14 protein-coding genes and 1 tRNA gene are annotated in these 15,038 nt (G+C 53.0%); all 15 read right to left on the bottom strand.

All coding sequences use genetic code 11. From position 1 onward, the window contains the following. On the bottom strand, positions 1-318 hold a 318-nt coding region (locus tag HYS22_02420), incomplete at its 3' end, for a 50S ribosome-binding GTPase (GenBank protein MBI1909008.1). Positions 319-320: 2 nt separating this feature from the next. Beyond that, entirely contained in the window at positions 321-2,417 is a 2,097-nt protein-coding gene (gene fusA, locus HYS22_02415) for an elongation factor G (GenBank protein MBI1909007.1), read from the bottom strand. Positions 2,418-2,422: 5 nt separating this feature from the next. Further along, the gene (gene rpsG / locus HYS22_02410; GenBank protein MBI1909006.1) at positions 2,423-2,893 is read right to left on the bottom strand and encodes a 30S ribosomal protein S7; all 471 of its coding nucleotides are present in this window, start codon (positions 2,891-2,893) and stop codon (positions 2,423-2,425) included. 3 nt (positions 2,894-2,896) lie between these two features. Further along, positions 2,897-3,268 carry a 30S ribosomal protein S12 gene (locus tag HYS22_02405; protein MBI1909005.1) on the bottom strand — a complete coding sequence of 124 codons (372 nt, stop codon included), beginning with the start codon at positions 3,266-3,268 and terminating at the stop codon, positions 2,897-2,899. Between the two features lie 62 nt (positions 3,269-3,330). Continuing rightward, positions 3,331-7,476 (bottom strand): DNA-directed RNA polymerase subunit beta', encoded by a 4,146-nt coding sequence (rpoC, locus tag HYS22_02400; protein ID MBI1909004.1) that lies wholly within the window; start codon positions 7,474-7,476, stop codon positions 3,331-3,333. A gap of 23 nt (positions 7,477-7,499) precedes the next feature. Further along, positions 7,500-11,606 (bottom strand): DNA-directed RNA polymerase subunit beta, encoded by a 4,107-nt coding sequence (gene rpoB, locus HYS22_02395; GenBank protein MBI1909003.1) that lies wholly within the window; start codon positions 11,604-11,606, stop codon positions 7,500-7,502. Positions 11,607-11,617: 11 nt separating this feature from the next. Beyond that, a complete protein-coding gene (gene rplL, locus HYS22_02390; GenBank protein MBI1909002.1) occupies positions 11,618-12,001 on the bottom strand; it encodes a 50S ribosomal protein L7/L12 in 384 nt (127 codons plus the stop codon). A gap of 65 nt (positions 12,002-12,066) precedes the next feature. After that, entirely contained in the window at positions 12,067-12,582 is a 516-nt protein-coding gene (gene rplJ / locus HYS22_02385) for a 50S ribosomal protein L10 (GenBank protein MBI1909001.1), read from the bottom strand. A 10-nt stretch (positions 12,583-12,592) separates the two neighbouring features. Continuing rightward, positions 12,593-13,291 carry a 50S ribosomal protein L1 gene (locus tag HYS22_02380; GenBank protein ID MBI1909000.1) on the bottom strand — a complete coding sequence of 233 codons (699 nt, stop codon included), beginning with the start codon at positions 13,289-13,291 and terminating at the stop codon, positions 12,593-12,595. A gap of 3 nt (positions 13,292-13,294) precedes the next feature. Next, positions 13,295-13,723 (bottom strand): 50S ribosomal protein L11, encoded by a 429-nt coding sequence (rplK, locus tag HYS22_02375; protein ID MBI1908999.1) that lies wholly within the window; start codon positions 13,721-13,723, stop codon positions 13,295-13,297. A gap of 15 nt (positions 13,724-13,738) precedes the next feature. After that, positions 13,739-14,269, bottom strand: a complete 531-nt coding sequence (nusG, locus tag HYS22_02370) for a transcription termination/antitermination protein NusG (GenBank protein ID MBI1908998.1) — start codon at positions 14,267-14,269, stop codon at positions 13,739-13,741. 12 nt (positions 14,270-14,281) lie between these two features. Continuing rightward, on the bottom strand, positions 14,282-14,545 hold the full coding sequence (gene secE, locus HYS22_02365; protein ID MBI1908997.1) for a preprotein translocase subunit SecE: 264 nt from the start codon (positions 14,543-14,545) through the stop codon (positions 14,282-14,284). 124 nt (positions 14,546-14,669) lie between these two features. After that, positions 14,670-14,742 (bottom strand) — tRNA-Trp (locus HYS22_02360). 5 nt (positions 14,743-14,747) lie between these two features. Next, the gene (gene rpmG, locus HYS22_02355; GenBank protein ID MBI1908996.1) at positions 14,748-14,900 is read right to left on the bottom strand and encodes a 50S ribosomal protein L33; all 153 of its coding nucleotides are present in this window, start codon (positions 14,898-14,900) and stop codon (positions 14,748-14,750) included. Beyond that, positions 14,897-15,038 (bottom strand): elongation factor Tu (gene tuf / locus HYS22_02350; protein ID MBI1908995.1); only part of this gene is annotated, 142 nt, incomplete at its 5' end. The genes tuf and rpmG, both read right to left, overlap by 4 nt.

Here is a 15,038-nt window from a genome sequence, read left to right as displayed (position 1 = left end):
TACCACCAATATCGCACCGTCCATCTGCGCCGCCCCCGTAATCATGTTCTTCACATAGTCGGCATGCCCCGGACAGTCCACATGCGCATAGTGTCTCTTCTCACTCTCGTACTCCACATGCGCCGTCGCTATCGTGATCCCTCGCTCCCTCTCCTCAGGCGCCTTGTCAATCTGGTCATACGCCATAAACTGCGCAAAACCCTTCTTCGCCAATACCTTCGTGATCGCCGCCGTTAACGTCGTCTTCCCGTGGTCCACATGACCAATCGTCCCTACATTCGCGTGCGGCTTCGATCGATTAAATTTTTCCTTGCTCATAATTACCTCCCTTGCGCTTTGGCCACAATTTCCTCGGCAACGTTTCTCGGCGTTTCTTCGTAGTGTGAAAATTCCATCGTAAAAATCGCCCTTCCTTGCGTCATCGAACGAAGATCGGTCGCGTAACCGAACATCTTGGCCAGGGGAACCTGGGCCTCCAGCGTTTGCATCCCGTTAAGAACCTCGGCATTGAGAATCCTTCCGCGTCTTGCATTGAGGTCGCCGCTGACCGTCCCCACAAAATCCTCCGGAGCTACCACTTCCAATTTCATCATCGGCTCTAACAGGGCCATCTCCGCCTTTTTGCAAGCCTCCTTGAACGCCAGGGAACCAGCCACCTTGAAGGCGATCTCGGAAGAGTCCACCTCGTGAAACGAGCCGTCAAAAAGAGAGGCCTGAATATCCATCATCGGGTAACCGGCCAAAATTCCCCCTTCCATCGCCTCTTCAACTCCCTTACGCACCGCCGGGATATACTCCTTGGGAACAGACCCCCCTGTAATCTTGTCGACAAAGGCAAAACCAACCCCCTTGTCAGCAGGAGCCACTTCAAGCCAGACATGACCATATTGGCCGCGACCACCCGTCTGGCGGATGTACTTCCCTTCCGCCTCGGCCTTTCTTTTAACGGTCTCTCTGTAAGCCACCTGCGGTCGGCCAACATTCGCCTCAACCTTGAATTCTCTTTTCAAACGATCCACCAGAATTTCCAGATGGAGTTCCCCCATGCCGGCAATGATCGTCTGCCCCGTTTCGTGATCGATACGAACACGAAAAGAAGGGTCTTCCGTCGCCAGTTTGTTGAGAGAGACCGATAATTTCTCTTGATCCGCCTTGGTCTTCGGTTCAATCGCAACCGAGATCACCGGATTGGGGAAATCGATCTTTTCCAGAATAATCGGCTTTTGTTCAACACAAAGGGTATCCCCTGTTGTTGTATATTTCATCCCGACGATAGCGGCAATATCTCCCGCACTAACCCGTTTGACCTCTTCCCGCTTGTTGGCATGCATCCGGAGGAGACGACCAACCCGTTCCCTCTTATCTTTCGTCGAGTTATAAACATAAGAACCAGCCTCTAAAACGCCGGAGTAGACCCGGAAATAGGTCAATGTGCCGACAAAAGGATCGGACATAATCTTGAAAGCAAGCGCCGAGAACGGTTCCTTAAAATCAGTCTTGCGGGTTAAAACACCCTCTTTCTTTTTTGCCCCGGCTACCGGTTTCCCTTCAATGGAAGGGACATCCAACGGTGACGGGAGAAGACTCACCACGCCATCCAGGAGTGGCTGAACCCCTTTGTTCTTGAAGGCCGAACCGGCGAAGACCGGCGTTATCTTTGAAGCGATTGTCGCCCTTCGGGCCGCCGCAAGAATTGCCTCTGTTCTCAATTCCTGGCCCGCCAGGTAATCGGCCATCAGCGAGTCGTCATGGCCTGCCACCTCTTCGATGAGTTTCTCGCGGTACTCGATCGCCCTCTTTTTCATGTCGGCAGGGATCTCCTCTTCACGGAAGACCTCCCCCTGACTCTCCTCATCAAAGATAAAAGCTTTCATTTTTATCAGATCCACAACACCGGTAAATTTGTCTTCGGCACCGATCGGCAGATTGAAGGGAACCGGATTGGCCCCCAGCCGATCAACCATCGTTTTAACACACCGATAAAAATCGGCGCCGGTCCGGTCCATCTTGTTCACAAAGGCAATCCGTGGAACCTTGTGCTTGGTTGCCTGGCGCCAGACGGTCTCGGACTGGGGCTGAACACCGGCCACGCCACAAAAAACACCCACCGCACCATCGAGAACCCTCAAAGAACGCTCCACTTCAATGGTAAAATCAACATGCCCTGGTGTATCAATAATGTTGATCCGGTGATTCTGCCAAAAGCAGGTGGTGCAGGCGGAGGTGATCGTAATCCCTCTCTCCTGCTCCTGCGGCATCCAGTCCATGGTGGCCGTCCCCTCGTCCACATCACCGATTTTGTGGGTAAGCCCCGTGTAAAAGAGGACCCTCTCAGTCGTCGTCGTCTTGCCCGCATCGATATGGGCGATGATGCCGATGTTCCGTGTCCTTTCCAGCAATGTAGTTTCTGTTGTCATAGCCCCTACCAACGATAGTGCGCAAACGCCTTGTTTGCCTCCGCCATCTTGTGAACATCTTCACGCTTGCGAATCGCAGAGCCCCTCTTCTGGTACGCGTCCAAAATCTCTCCGGCCAGCTTTTCCTCCATCGATTTCTCTCCCCGTTCTCTCGAATAGAGCACAATCCAACGCATCCCCAAGGCGACACGCCGATCCGGCCGAACCTCTACCGGAACCTGATAGGTCGCCCCACCGACACGACGGGAACGAACCTCAAGGACCGGTTTTACATTATCCAAGGCATCCTTAAAAACCTTGAGAGGGTCCTCCTTGGTCTTCTCACTGATGATCTGAAGGGCGTCATAAACAATCTGCTCCGCGATCGACTTTTTCCCCTCGAGAAGAAGCTTGTTAATAAACTTCCCGACCAACCGATCCTTGTACTTTGGATCCGGCAGAATTTCCCTTCTGGGAGTTTGTCCTTTGCGTGCCATAAATTATTTGGGCCTCTTTCCCCCGTATTTGGAACGGCTTTTTCTCCTCTTCTCAACCCCGCCGGAATCCAGCGTGCCACGGACAATGTGATAACGAACCCCGGGAAGATCCTTCACACGCCCCCCGCGGACCAAAACGACCGAGTGTTCCTGGAGGTTATGCCCCTCGCCGGGGATATAAGCCGAGACCTCCATACCGTTGGTCAGGCGAACCCTGGCCACCTTGCGAAGGGCTGAGTTTGGTTTCTTCGGTGTCGTTGTATAGACACGAACGCAAACCCCCCGCCTCTGAGGGCAATTCATCAATGCGGGGGCTGTGGTCTTTTTAGCAACCGCCCGCCGCCCAGCCCGCACCAGTTGATTAATCGTTGGCATAAAGGCGCCCGTACCTATCAAAAGGTTAAAAAACTGTCAATAACATTACTAATTCAGACTACTTATCCGGCCTGTACTGTGGGCAGGGCCGTCTGTGCCGTCGTCTCCTGGTTGATTTCCAGCTTCAGGCTCTTGTAGCGCAGGATCCCTGTTCCTGCGGGAATCAGGCGCCCCATGATCACGTTTTCCTTTAAACCCCTTAAATAATCAACCTTTCCGGCAACAGCGGCCTCTGTGAGGATGCGAGTGGTCTCCTGGAAGGATGCTGCGGAGATGAAACTCTCTGTCGACAGAGAAGCCTTGGTAATCCCGAGCAAGAGGGGTTCGCCGATAGCCGGGTTTCCCCCCTTTTTCTTGACCCTCTCATTTTCCTCCTCGAAGAAACGCTTTTCCACCTGTTCCTCCGCGAGGAAGCTGGTATCCCCCACCTCCTTTACCCGGATACGACGGAGCATCTGGCGGACAATCGCCTCAATATGCTTGTCGTTGATTTTGACCCCCTGCAGACGATAAACTTCCTGGATTTCGTCGACAAGGTATTTGGCCAATTCCTTTTCACCCAATATCTTGAGAATGTCGTGAGGGTTAGAGGCCCCATCCATCAAAGGCTCACCCGCCCTGATCCTGTCCCCTTCATGCACGCTGATATGTTTGCCGCGGGGGATCAGATACTCAATCGGTTCACCGACATCCGGTGTCACCACAACTTTGCGTTTCCCTTTGGAATCCTTGCCAAAAGAAACGGCCCCATCGATATCACTGATAACGGCACATTCCTTCGGCTTTCTCGCCTCAAAGAGTTCCGCAACGCGCGGGAGACCTCCGGTAATATCCTTGGTCTTGGTCGTCTCCCGTGGGATCTTGGCAATGATGTCACCGGCATCCACACCGTCCCCTTCGGCCACCGTGATATGGGCCCCCACTGGCAGGAGATAGCGGCCTTCACGTTCGGAATCCGGAATCTTCCTGGTCTTCCCCTGCTCGTCTTTGATGGAAACACGCGGCCTCAAGTCTGGATCCTTGGAAGGAGTGATGACGCGTGTCGCCAAACCGGTCACTTCATCCACCTGTTCCTGCATGCTCAAGCCCTCGGCAATATCTCCGAACTTGATGACACCCGCTACCTCAGTCAGGATCGGTATCGTATAGGGATCCCATTCGGCAACCAAGGCCCCTGTCTTGACCGTCTGACCCTCTTTGACGAACAGCTTGGCCCCGTAGATTAAAGGGTACTTTTCGCGCTCACGACCGGCGGAATCCATGATGGAAACCTCACCATTCCGGTTCATCACGATCAGACTGCCCTCCTTGTTCACCACCGTCTTCAGGTTATGAAAGTGAACAGTCCCTTCATTACGGGATTCCAGCATACTCTGTTCGACACGCCGGGAAGCGGTACCACCGATATGAAACGTCCTCATGGTGAGCTGCGTCCCCGGTTCACCGATGGATTGAGCGGCAATAACGCCGATCGCCTCGCCGATGTTGACCATATGCCCTCTTGCCAAATCACGGCCGTAGCAGAGGATACAAACACCCCGTTTGGACTGACAGGTCAGGACGGACCGGATTCGAATTTTTTCAAGACCGGAGTTTTCAATGGCGTGAATCTGCTTTTCAGTGATCTCCTCCCCACTACGGACCAGAACCTCGCCAGAAAAAGGATCACTGATATCCTCAAGGGCGACACGACCGAGGATCCGGTTCCCCATCGGCTCGATGATCTCCCCCCCTTCAAAGAGGGCCCCCATCTCGATGCCATCAACAGTCCCACAATCCTTTTCAGTAATAATGACATCCTGGGCTACGTCCACCAGACGCCGTGTCAGGTAACCGGAGTTTGCCGTTTTCAAGGCGGTGTCCGCCAAACCTTTACGGGCCCCGTGGGTTGAAATGAAGTACTGTAAAACGGTCAGCCCTTCACGGAAATTCGCCGTGATCGGCGTTTCAATGATTTCACCGGAAGGTTTCGCCATCAAACCGCGCATACCAGCCAGCTGACGCATTTGTTGTGCGGATCCGCGGGCCCCTGAATCAGCCATGATGAAAATCGGGTTGAAAGAAAGGGTTTCCTTTTTCTCCCCTTTTTCATTGGTGGCCGTCTCGGTGCTGATCTCCTTCATCATCTCTTTGGCAACTTCTTCGGTCGTCTGGGCCCAGATATCGATCACCTTGTTGTACTTCTCGCCCGCCGTGATCAACCCTTCCTGGTACTGGTCTTCAATGTCACGGACCTCCTTGTTCGCCTCGGACAGGAGTTTTTCCTTCTTGGCCGGGATTTTCATGTCATCAATGCAGATCGAAATTCCTGCCTTGGTGGCATAGGTAAATCCGATCGTCCGGAGGTGATCGGCCAAAAGAACCGTCTCCTTGATATCGCAGGTCCGGTAACACTCCTCAACAAGATCGGCGATCGCCTTTTTGTCCATCACCTTGTTGATCTTTTCAAACGGGATTTTTTGCGGGATGATCTCCGAGAGCAGGATGCGGCCTGTCGTTGTCTCTACCAATCGTTGCCCCTTGGGCGAATCGCCCTTGGGTGACACACCCTTGATACGAACCTTGATCTTGGAGTGGAGGTCTACTTCCCCGGCATCATAGGCGATCCTCACCTCTTCCGGAGAGGCAAAGAGCCGCCCCTCCCTCCGGCTGAACGGGACTTCACGGGTCATGTAGTAGATCCCCAACACCATATCCTGTGTCGGGACGATGATCGGTTTTCCGGAGGCCGGTGAGAGGATGTTGTTGGTGCTCATCATCAGGACGCGGGTCTCGATCTGGGCCTCTGTCGAAAGAGGGACATGGACCGCCATCTGGTCACCGTCAAAGTCGGCATTAAAGGCGGCGCAAACCAGAGGGTGAAGCTGGATCGCCTTCCCCTCGATCAACACCGGCTCAAAGGCCTGCATCCCGAGGCGGTGCAGTGTTGGGGCACGGTTGAGCATCACCGGGTGTTCCTGAATAACCTCTTCCAGGACATCCCAGACCTCAGGCCGTTCCTTTTCCACCATTTTCTTGGCCCCCTTGATCGTGGTGACAAAACCCCTTTCCTCAAGCTTCTGGTAGATGAACGGTTTGAAGAGTTCCAAGGCCATGATCTTGGGAAGACCGCATTGGTGAAGACGAAGCTCGGGACCAACGACAATGACCGAACGTCCGGAATAATCAACCCGTTTCCCCAAAAGGTTCTGACGGAAACGGCCCTGTTTCCCTTTCAACATGTCGGAGAGGGAACGGAGCGGTCTCTTGTTGGGGCCGGTGAAAACCCTTCCCCTCCGGCCGTTATCAAAAAGGGCATCGACCGATTCCTGCAACATCCGTTTTTCATTCCGTATGATGATCTCCGGGGCATTCAGCTCCATCAGTCTTTTCAGACGATTGTTTCGATTAATGACACGGCGGTAAAGATCATTCAGATCGGAGGTGGCAAACCGGCCCCCATCCAACGGAACGAGCGGGCGGAGATCCGGAGGAAGAACCGGAACGATCTCCAGCATCATCCACTCCGGACGGTTACCGGAGGCAATAAAGGCCTCCGTCACCTTGAGACGACGGGCGAGTTTCTTTCGTGCCGCCTCCGCATTGGTCTGGCCCATCTCCTTGCGGAGTTTCTTGGTCAGTTCCTCCAGGTCAATCTTCTTTAAAAGATCGCGGACAACCTCTCCCCCCATACCGGAATGAAACTTGTTTCCGAATTCGGCACGGGCCTTCTGGTATTTATCCTCCGACAGAACCTGACCTTCAAACAGTTCCGTATTGCCCGGATCCGTCACCAGGTAGGATTCACAATAAAGGACTTTTTCGAGATCCTTCAGAGTCACATCCAGGATGGTGCCGATCCGCGACGGCAGGCTCTTGAGAAACCAGATGTGGGCCACCGGTGTTGCGAGTGTGATATGCCCCATCCGCTCCCGGCGCACCTTGGAGGCAATAACCTCAACACCACACTTTTCGCAGACGATCCCCCGGTGCTTCATCCGCTTGTACTTGCCGCAGTTACATTCGTAATCTTTGACTGGTCCAAAAATCTTGGCGCAAAAGAGCCCGTCTCTTTCCGGCTTGAAGGTCCGGTAATTGATCGTCTCCGGTTTCTTCACCTCTCCATGGGACCATTCCCTGATTTTTTCCGTCGAGGCGATCTTGATCTGGATTCCTGAAAAGGAAAGCGGATCCTTGGGCTTCTCAAAAAAACTGTAAATGTCGCTCATTCAAGACTCCTTTTTCTTATTCACTATTGCCTTTCTTCCAAAAGTTGAATGTGAAGACCCAAGCTTTGGAGTTCCTTCACAAGCACATTAAAGGACTCCGGGAGCCCCGGCTCAAAGACCCTTTCACCCTTGACAATCATCTCATACATCCGTGTCCGTCCGATGGTATCATCCGATTTGACAGTCAGGAATTCTTGCAGGGAGTAAGCAGCACCGTACGCCTCCATCGCCCAGACTTCCATTTCTCCAAGTCTCTGACCACCGAATTGCGCCTTCCCCCCCAGTGGTTGCTGGGTAACCAGAGAGTAGGGACCGATTGATCGGGCATGGATCTTGTCGTCCACCAGATGATGGAGCTTCAGCATATACATGACCCCGACAGTGACCGGTTGTTCGAACGCCTCACCGGTCCGGCCGTCAAAAAGGAGTGTTTGGCCGGAGCTGTGGAGATCGGCTTGTGCCAGCATCTCCTTGATTTCCGATTCCCGGGCCCCGTTAAAAACAGCGGAGGAGACAAAAGTGCCATTTTTCAGGCGGGAAGCGATCGCCTTGAGTTCTTTTTCGGAGGCATCATCCAGCAACTCGTCCACGGCTTTTGAAGAGTACGCCTTGCGAATGGCATTTTTCAGGGCCTCTTTGCCGTAGTTCTTTTCCACAAGATCACCGATCTTCTGACCAAGCCCGCGCACCGCCCACCCGAGATGGGCCTCCAGGATCTGACCCACGTTCATACGGGAAGGAACACCCAGCGGATTGAGGACAATTTCAACCGGCGTCCCGTCTTCCAGATACGGCATATCTTCTTCAGGAAGAATACGGGAGATGACCCCTTTGTTCCCGTGACGGCCAGCCATCTTGTCCCCCACGGAGAGTTTCCGTTTGATCGCCACATAAACCTTGACGATCTTGATGACACCCGGCGGGAGCTCGTCCCCTTTCTTGAGCTTCGAAACCTTCTGGTCAAAAACCATCTTGACGAGGTCGACCTGCTCTTCAAAGGAGTCGACCAACTCGGTCACTTCTTCTTCAACCTCTTCATTCCCAATAGTGATTTCAGCCCACTTATCAAACGGTATTTTTTCCAGAACAGAATCGGTGATCGTCTTCCCCTTGGCCAGGAGTGTCTCTTCCGCTTCGTCATCCACCACCTTGGTGGTTGCCGTTTTGCCGACGAGAAGTTGTTTGATCTTTTTTCGAATCCGGTCCTTGATCGACTTCACCTCTTCATCACGATCCTTGAGGAGTTTCTGTGTCTCCTTGTCCTGAAGATCTTTCGCCCGCTCATCCAGCTCTCCCCCCTCGCGGGAAAAAACCTGGGCATGGATAACGGTGCCAAAAACACCGGGTGGAACGCGGAGAGACGAGTCTTTCACATCCCCCGCCTTCTCACCAAAGATCGCCCGAAGGAGCTTTTCCTCCGGCGAAAGTTGTGTCTCGCCTTTTGGAGTAATCTTGCCAACCAGGATATCGCTTGGCTTCACTTCAGCCCCGATCCGGACAATCCCCCCTTCATCGACATTAGTCAGCGCCTCATCCCCAACGTTTGGAATGTCGCGGGTGACCTCCTCTTTGCCCAACTTGGTATCCCGCGCCACGCATTCAAACTCCTCGATATGGATGGAGGTCATCGTGTCTTCCTTGACCAACTTTTCAGAGATCAAGATGGAGTCCTCAAAATTATAGCCGCCCCACGGCATGAAAGCGACAAGGACGTTTTGACCCAGCGCTAATTCCCCCCGATGGGTCGCTGAACCATCGGCGATGATCGTTCCCGCCTTGATCTTGTCCCCCTTCTTGACAATCGGTCTCTGGTTGACACAGGTGTTCTGGTTGGAACGCTGGTATTTGATCAGACCGTAGTTGTCCGTATCCGATTCCTTGCGGCTTGATTTGTCCGCCTTGACCACAATCTTGGTGGCATCCACATAATGAACGACACCATCTCTCTTGGCCACCACGGTCACACCGGAATCACGCGCCACCACTGATTCAATACCGGTCCCGATCAGCGGGGCTGTTGCTCGAAGGAGAGGAACCGCCTGCCTCTGCATGTTGGAACCCATCAAGGCGCGGTTGGCATCGTCATGTTCGAGAAACGGTACCAATGAGGCGGCAATGGAAACCAGCTGGTTTGGAGAAACATCCATCAACTGAACCTCGGAGGCCGGAACCATAATAAACTCGCCGTTCTTGCGGCAGGAAATCAGGTCGGCGGTAAAGGCCCCCTTTTTGTCCAGGGTGGCATTGGCCTGGGCGATGGTGTATTTTTCCTCATCCAGCGCGGAGAAGAAGGCCACCTCTTCGGTCACCCTTCCACTCTGGACCTTGCGGTAAGGGGTCTCGATAAAACCATAATCGTTGACTCGAGCATAGGTGGAAAGAGAGGCGATGAGCCCGATGTTGGGTCCTTCCGGGGTCTCAATCGGGCAAATCCGGCCATAGTGTGTGGCATGGACGTCACGGACTTCAAAACCGGCCCTCTCCCGCGTCAAACCACCCGGGCCCAAGGCTGAAAGTCGGCGTTTGTGCGTAATTTCCGAAAGGGGGTTTGTCTGGTCCATAAACTGCGACAGCTGGCTGGAACCAAAAAATTCCTTGATGACCGCAGAAACCGGTTTTGGGTTGATCAAGTCGTGTGGCATGAGGGTCTCCACATCCTGAAGACTCATTCGTTCCTTGATCGCCCTTTCCATCCGGACGAGACCGATACGGTACTGGTTTTCCAAAAGCTCACCAACAGAACGGACACGACGGTTGCCGAGATGATCGATATCATCCACCGCCCCTTTACCATCCTTGAGATTGACCAGGTAACGAACCGTCTCCATGATATCCTCCTTGCGGAGGGTGGTCACCTCAAGCGGGACGTTGAAACCAAACTTGAAATTGACCTTGAGACGGCCGACCTTGGAAAGGTCATAACGCTCAGGGTTAAAAAAGAGGTTTTCAAAAAAGGTCTGCGACGACTGCTGTGTCGGCGGATCACCCGGTCGGAGACGGCGGTAAATCTCGATCAACGCTTCCTCTGTTGAGGCAACCTTGTCCAAAAGGAGGGTATTCCGAATGTAGGGACCGACGTTCAGGTTGTCTATAAAAAGGAGGGGGATATCATTAATCTTCCGTTTCCGGATCTCTTCAAACTTCTCCTCGGTCAAGAGATCGCCAATCCCCAAAATAACCTCGCCCGTGTTCTTGTCGACGATATCCTGACTGGCAACACGGTTATAGATCTCTCCCGGTTCAATCGGAATCTCGTTCACCTTCGCCGCAATCAGTTTGTCCAGGATCGGCTTGGCAAACTTGCGACCGGCCTTGATGATCAGCTCATCCGTCTTGGGGTGCCTAATATCCTTGGCCGCTCGCTGGAAGCGGAGCAATTCAGGAACGACATTTTTGAAAACCCTCTTGCCATCATAGCTGATAACTTCACTCTGATAAAAATAGTTGAGCAGATCGGCAGTGGAATGACCAAGGGCTTTAAGAAGCACGGTTGCCGGCAGTTTCCGCCGACGGTCGATCCGGACGTAAAGGACATCCTTGGGATCAAATTCGAAATCAAGCCATGACCCGCGGTACGGAATGATCCGGGCAGAATAGAGCAGTTTACCCGAAGCGTGAGTCTTCCCTTTATCATGCTCAAAAAAGATGCCGGGAGAACGGTGGAGCTGGCTGACCACGACACGTTCTGTCCCGTTGATAATAAAGGTCCCTGTTTCCGTCATGAGCGGGATTTCGCCGAAATAAACCTCCTGCTCCTTGACATCCCGAATCGTCTGCGCCCCGGTTTCCGCATCGGTATCCCAAACAACTAGCCGGACAACCACACGGATCGGAGCGGCAAAAGTCATTCCCCGTTGGCGGCATTCCCCCACATCGTACTTCGGCTTGTCCAGGTGATAGCTGACAAACTCAAGCGAGGCCGAGTTGTTGAAATCCCGGATCGGAAAGACACTCTTGAAAACAGCCTGCAGGCCGTGATTTTCCCTTTTCTCCAGGGGAACCCCCACCTGCAAAAATTTCTCAAACGACTTCCTTTGAATCTCAATCAGATTCGGGATGGGAATAACCTGGTCGATCTTGGAAAAATCCTTCCGGAAGATCTGACCATCCCCCAAAGAGGGTGTTGGCATTTTTTAACTCCTTATTTAATTTCTACCTTCGCTCCAGCCTTCTCCAGTTGGGCCTTGATCTTGGCTGAGTCCTCCTTGTTGACCCCTTCCTTCACGGTCTTCGGAGCACCCTCCACAAGATCCTTGGCCTCTTTCAGACCAAGACCAGTGATGACACGAACCTCCTTGATAACATTGATCTTGTTATCACCACCCGAGGTAAGAACGACGGTAAACTCGGTCTTTTCCTCAGCGGCCGCTTGGGCTCCGCCAGCGGCCCCACCAGCAACAGCCATGACGGGGGCTGCTGCGGTAACACCGAAGGTTGATTCCAGGTCTTTGACCAACTCCGCCACTTCAAGAAGTGGCATTGCCTTGAGCGACTCAACAATTTCCGCTCTTGATGCTGTTGCCATGATGTCTTCCTCCTTATAATAGAACAAAGGCAGGGGCGAGGTCATCTCGCCCCTACTGTTAATTATTAACTCGCCTGTTTCTTCGCAATCGCATCCACAACCCGGGCCAGCTTTTGGGGAAGCGCATTTAACACCCGAGCCAGGTTAGTCGCGGGGGCCACAAGGGTCCCCAACAGTTTGGCATAGAGTTCCTCCCTGGACGGAAGCTTGGCCAACGCCTCGACATCCTTGGACTCCAGCAGTCTTCCATCCAGGATCCCAACCTTCAATTGAAAGGCAGGAAAACTTTCCTGATACTTCGACAGGACCTTCGCCACAACAACCGGGTCATTCCCCCAAGTCACCGCGAGCGGTCCCTTGAAGTGTGTGAGGAGGGCATTCATTTCTCCCCCCTCGAGGGCCTTCTTCACAAGCCGGTTCTTGACAACCTTCATCGAGCCTTCCGACTTCCGGACCTCTCGGCGAATCTCAGTAATCTCGGAAACTTTTAATCCCCGGTACTCGGCCAGAAAAGCGGCCTTGGATTTCTGGAATTTTTCTTTTAGCGACTGGACCTCAGTTGTTTTTTCGCTCCGCTTCATTTTAACTCCTTCAGAACCCGGCCTGTTCCTGGAGGGTCGTCGGGTCAAGCTTGACGCCCGGTCCCATCGTCGTTGAAATTGTCACACTCTTGAGATAGCTCCCTTTGGCGGTCTGCGGTTTGGCGCGAAGGACCCCTTCCATCAGGGCCAGGATATTGTCTTTTAGCTTGTCCTTTCCAAAAGAGGCCTTCCCGACCGGAACATGAACGATACCGGCCTTGTCGATCTTGAACTCAACCTTCCCCTTCTTGAGATCCTTCACCGCTGTCCCGACATCAAAGGTGACCGTTCCCAACTTTGGATTCGGCATCAGACCGCGAGGGCCTAAAATTTTGCCCAACTTGCTCACCTGACCCATCATATCCGGTGTGGCAACCGTTTTATCAAAATCGAGCCATCCTTTCAGAACCTCCGCAATCAAATCCTCAGCCCCAACCTTGTCAGCCCCGGCAGATTTTGCCTCCTTTTCCTTCTCCCCCTTGGCGAAGACAATCACACGAACTGTTCGGCCCAAACCGTGCGGGAGACCAATGGCGCCACGAACCATCTGATCGGTCTGCTTCGGATCCACACCCAATCGGATCGCAATATCAACCGTTTCATCAAACTTGACGAACTTGGCCCCTTCCAACGCCTTGAGCCCTTCCTCAAGATTATACCGTTTGTGCCGATCCACCTTTTTTAATGATTCTTCGTATTTTCTGCCCATAAATTATACCACCTCTATCCCCATACTTCGGGCGGTTCCCATAATTGTGTTGACCGCCGCCTCGAGGCTGGCCGCGTTCAGGTCTGGCATCTTGAGCTTGGCAATCTCCTCAACCTGAGATCGGCTCACCCTCCCCACCTTATCCTTGTTGGGAACACCGGAACCTTTTTCAATCTTGGCCGCCTTTTTTAAAAGCACCGAGGCTGGCGGTGTCTTCATGATAAAGGTAAAAGAACGATCGACATAGACCGTGATGATCACCGGAATGATCAACCCCTGTTCCATCTTCTGGGTCTTGGCGTTAAACTGCTTGCAAAACTCCATGATGTTGACGCCGTGCTGACCCAGGGCCGGACCTACCGGAGGAGCCGGGTTCGCCTGTCCCGCCGGACACTGTAACTTCACCTGCGCCGTGATCTTTTTGGGGGCCATGTTATTTTTTCAACCTCAATTTTTCTCTACCTGCATAAAATCAAGTTCCACCGGCGTTGAGCGACCAAAGATACTGACCAATACCTTGAGTTTCCCCTTTTCCGGTTTCACTTCATCGACAATCCCGTTAAAATTGGTAAACGGCCCGTCGACAACCCTCACGCTTTCCCCCTTGTCAAAACTCACCTTCGGCTTCGGCTTCAAGGTCCCTTCACTGATCTGATGAGTGATGCGTGCCACCTCTTCATCAGGAACAACCGGTGGCGTCTTGCTCCCACCGACAAAACCGGTCACCTTGGGGGTGTCTTTGACAATTCGCCACGACTCCTCATTGAACTCCATCCTGACCAAAATATAGCCAGGGAAAAATTTTCTCGTGGCGGTCTTCTTGACCCCTTTTTTCATCTCAACGACACTTTCCGAAGGGACAAGCACTTCTTCAATGAGCGACTGCTTCCCAAGGCTCCTCACCTTGTCATCCAGAGCCTTTTTGGCCTTCTGCTCAAATCCCGAATAAGTATGAACCACGTACCAATGAAGCATAATTAACTTTCTACATTAAAACCCGAGCATCCCCCCCGTTATTGTCCCCCACAAGAAATCAAACATAAAAAGGATCAACGAACAGATCCCCACCATCACGATGACCACTCCGGTTGAGAGAACCGTCTCTTTCCGGGCGGGCCAAGTCACCTTGTTTAGCTCACCGGCCACCTCATTCAAAAAGAGGTTGGCTTTCTCATTCCGCCGCACAACCAGGGCAGTGCCGGCGGCAATCAGAAAACTGATGACAGCCACCGGCGGGACCGGCCAATCCTCCATCAAGGGGAGTCGGGAAATGTCCCACACAAAATCAAGCAACTTGAAAAAGAACAGAAAAAAAACAATGGCCCCCATCAAAAGGCCAAGATTCACCCACTTTTGCATACGACTTTTTGTCTTTCTACAGGGGAGGAGGGATTCGAACCCACGACCCCCGGTTTTGGAGACCGGTGCTCTACCAGCTGAGCTACTCCCCTAAACCCTACTTCGTCTCCTTATGCGCTGTATGTTTCCGGCAAAAACGACAGAACTTCTTCTGCTCCAGCTTACCGGGAGTCCGGGTCTTGTTCTTCGTCGTTGAATAGTTCCGGTGCTTACAAACGCTGCACTCCATTTGAATAATCGATCTCATTATTCCACCACCTGGGAGATGACTCCGGCGCCGACCGTATGACCCCCCTCACGAATCGCAAACCTGAGCTCCTTCTCCATCGCAATCGGCGTGATCAACTCCACATCAATGTCCACACGGTCCCCAGGCATCACCATCTCC

Source organism: Deltaproteobacteria bacterium, assembly GCA_016177765.1.
Lineage (GTDB): Bacteria > UBA10199 > UBA10199 > JACPAL01 > JACOUP01 > JACOUP01.
Note: the sequence above shows the minus strand (reverse complement) of the source record. Positions and strands in the feature narration are given on the sequence as shown.

Excerpts from the sequence above, each read along its gene's own strand:
- fusA (MBI1909007.1), bottom strand. The coding sequence starts at position 2,417 with ATGACAACAGAAACTACATTGCTGGAAAGGACACGGAACATCGGCATC.
- rpsG (MBI1909006.1), bottom strand. The coding sequence starts at position 2,893 with ATGGCACGCAAAGGACAAACTCCCAGAAGGGAAATTCTGCCGGATCCA.
- HYS22_02405 (MBI1909005.1), bottom strand. The coding sequence starts at position 3,268 with ATGCCAACGATTAATCAACTGGTGCGGGCTGGGCGGCGGGCGGTTGCT.
- rpoC (MBI1909004.1), bottom strand. The coding sequence starts at position 7,476 with ATGAGCGACATTTACAGTTTTTTTGAGAAGCCCAAGGATCCGCTTTCC.
- rpoB (MBI1909003.1), bottom strand. The coding sequence starts at position 11,606 with ATGCCAACACCCTCTTTGGGGGATGGTCAGATCTTCCGGAAGGATTTT.
- rplL (MBI1909002.1), bottom strand. The coding sequence starts at position 12,001 with ATGGCAACAGCATCAAGAGCGGAAATTGTTGAGTCGCTCAAGGCAATG.
- rplJ (MBI1909001.1), bottom strand. The coding sequence starts at position 12,582 with ATGAAGCGGAGCGAAAAAACAACTGAGGTCCAGTCGCTAAAAGAAAAA.
- HYS22_02380 (MBI1909000.1), bottom strand. The coding sequence starts at position 13,291 with ATGGGCAGAAAATACGAAGAATCATTAAAAAAGGTGGATCGGCACAAA.
- rplK (MBI1908999.1), bottom strand. The coding sequence starts at position 13,723 with ATGGCCCCCAAAAAGATCACGGCGCAGGTGAAGTTACAGTGTCCGGCG.
- secE (MBI1908997.1), bottom strand. The coding sequence starts at position 14,545 with ATGGAGGATTGGCCGGTCCCGCCGGTGGCTGTCATCAGTTTTCTGATT.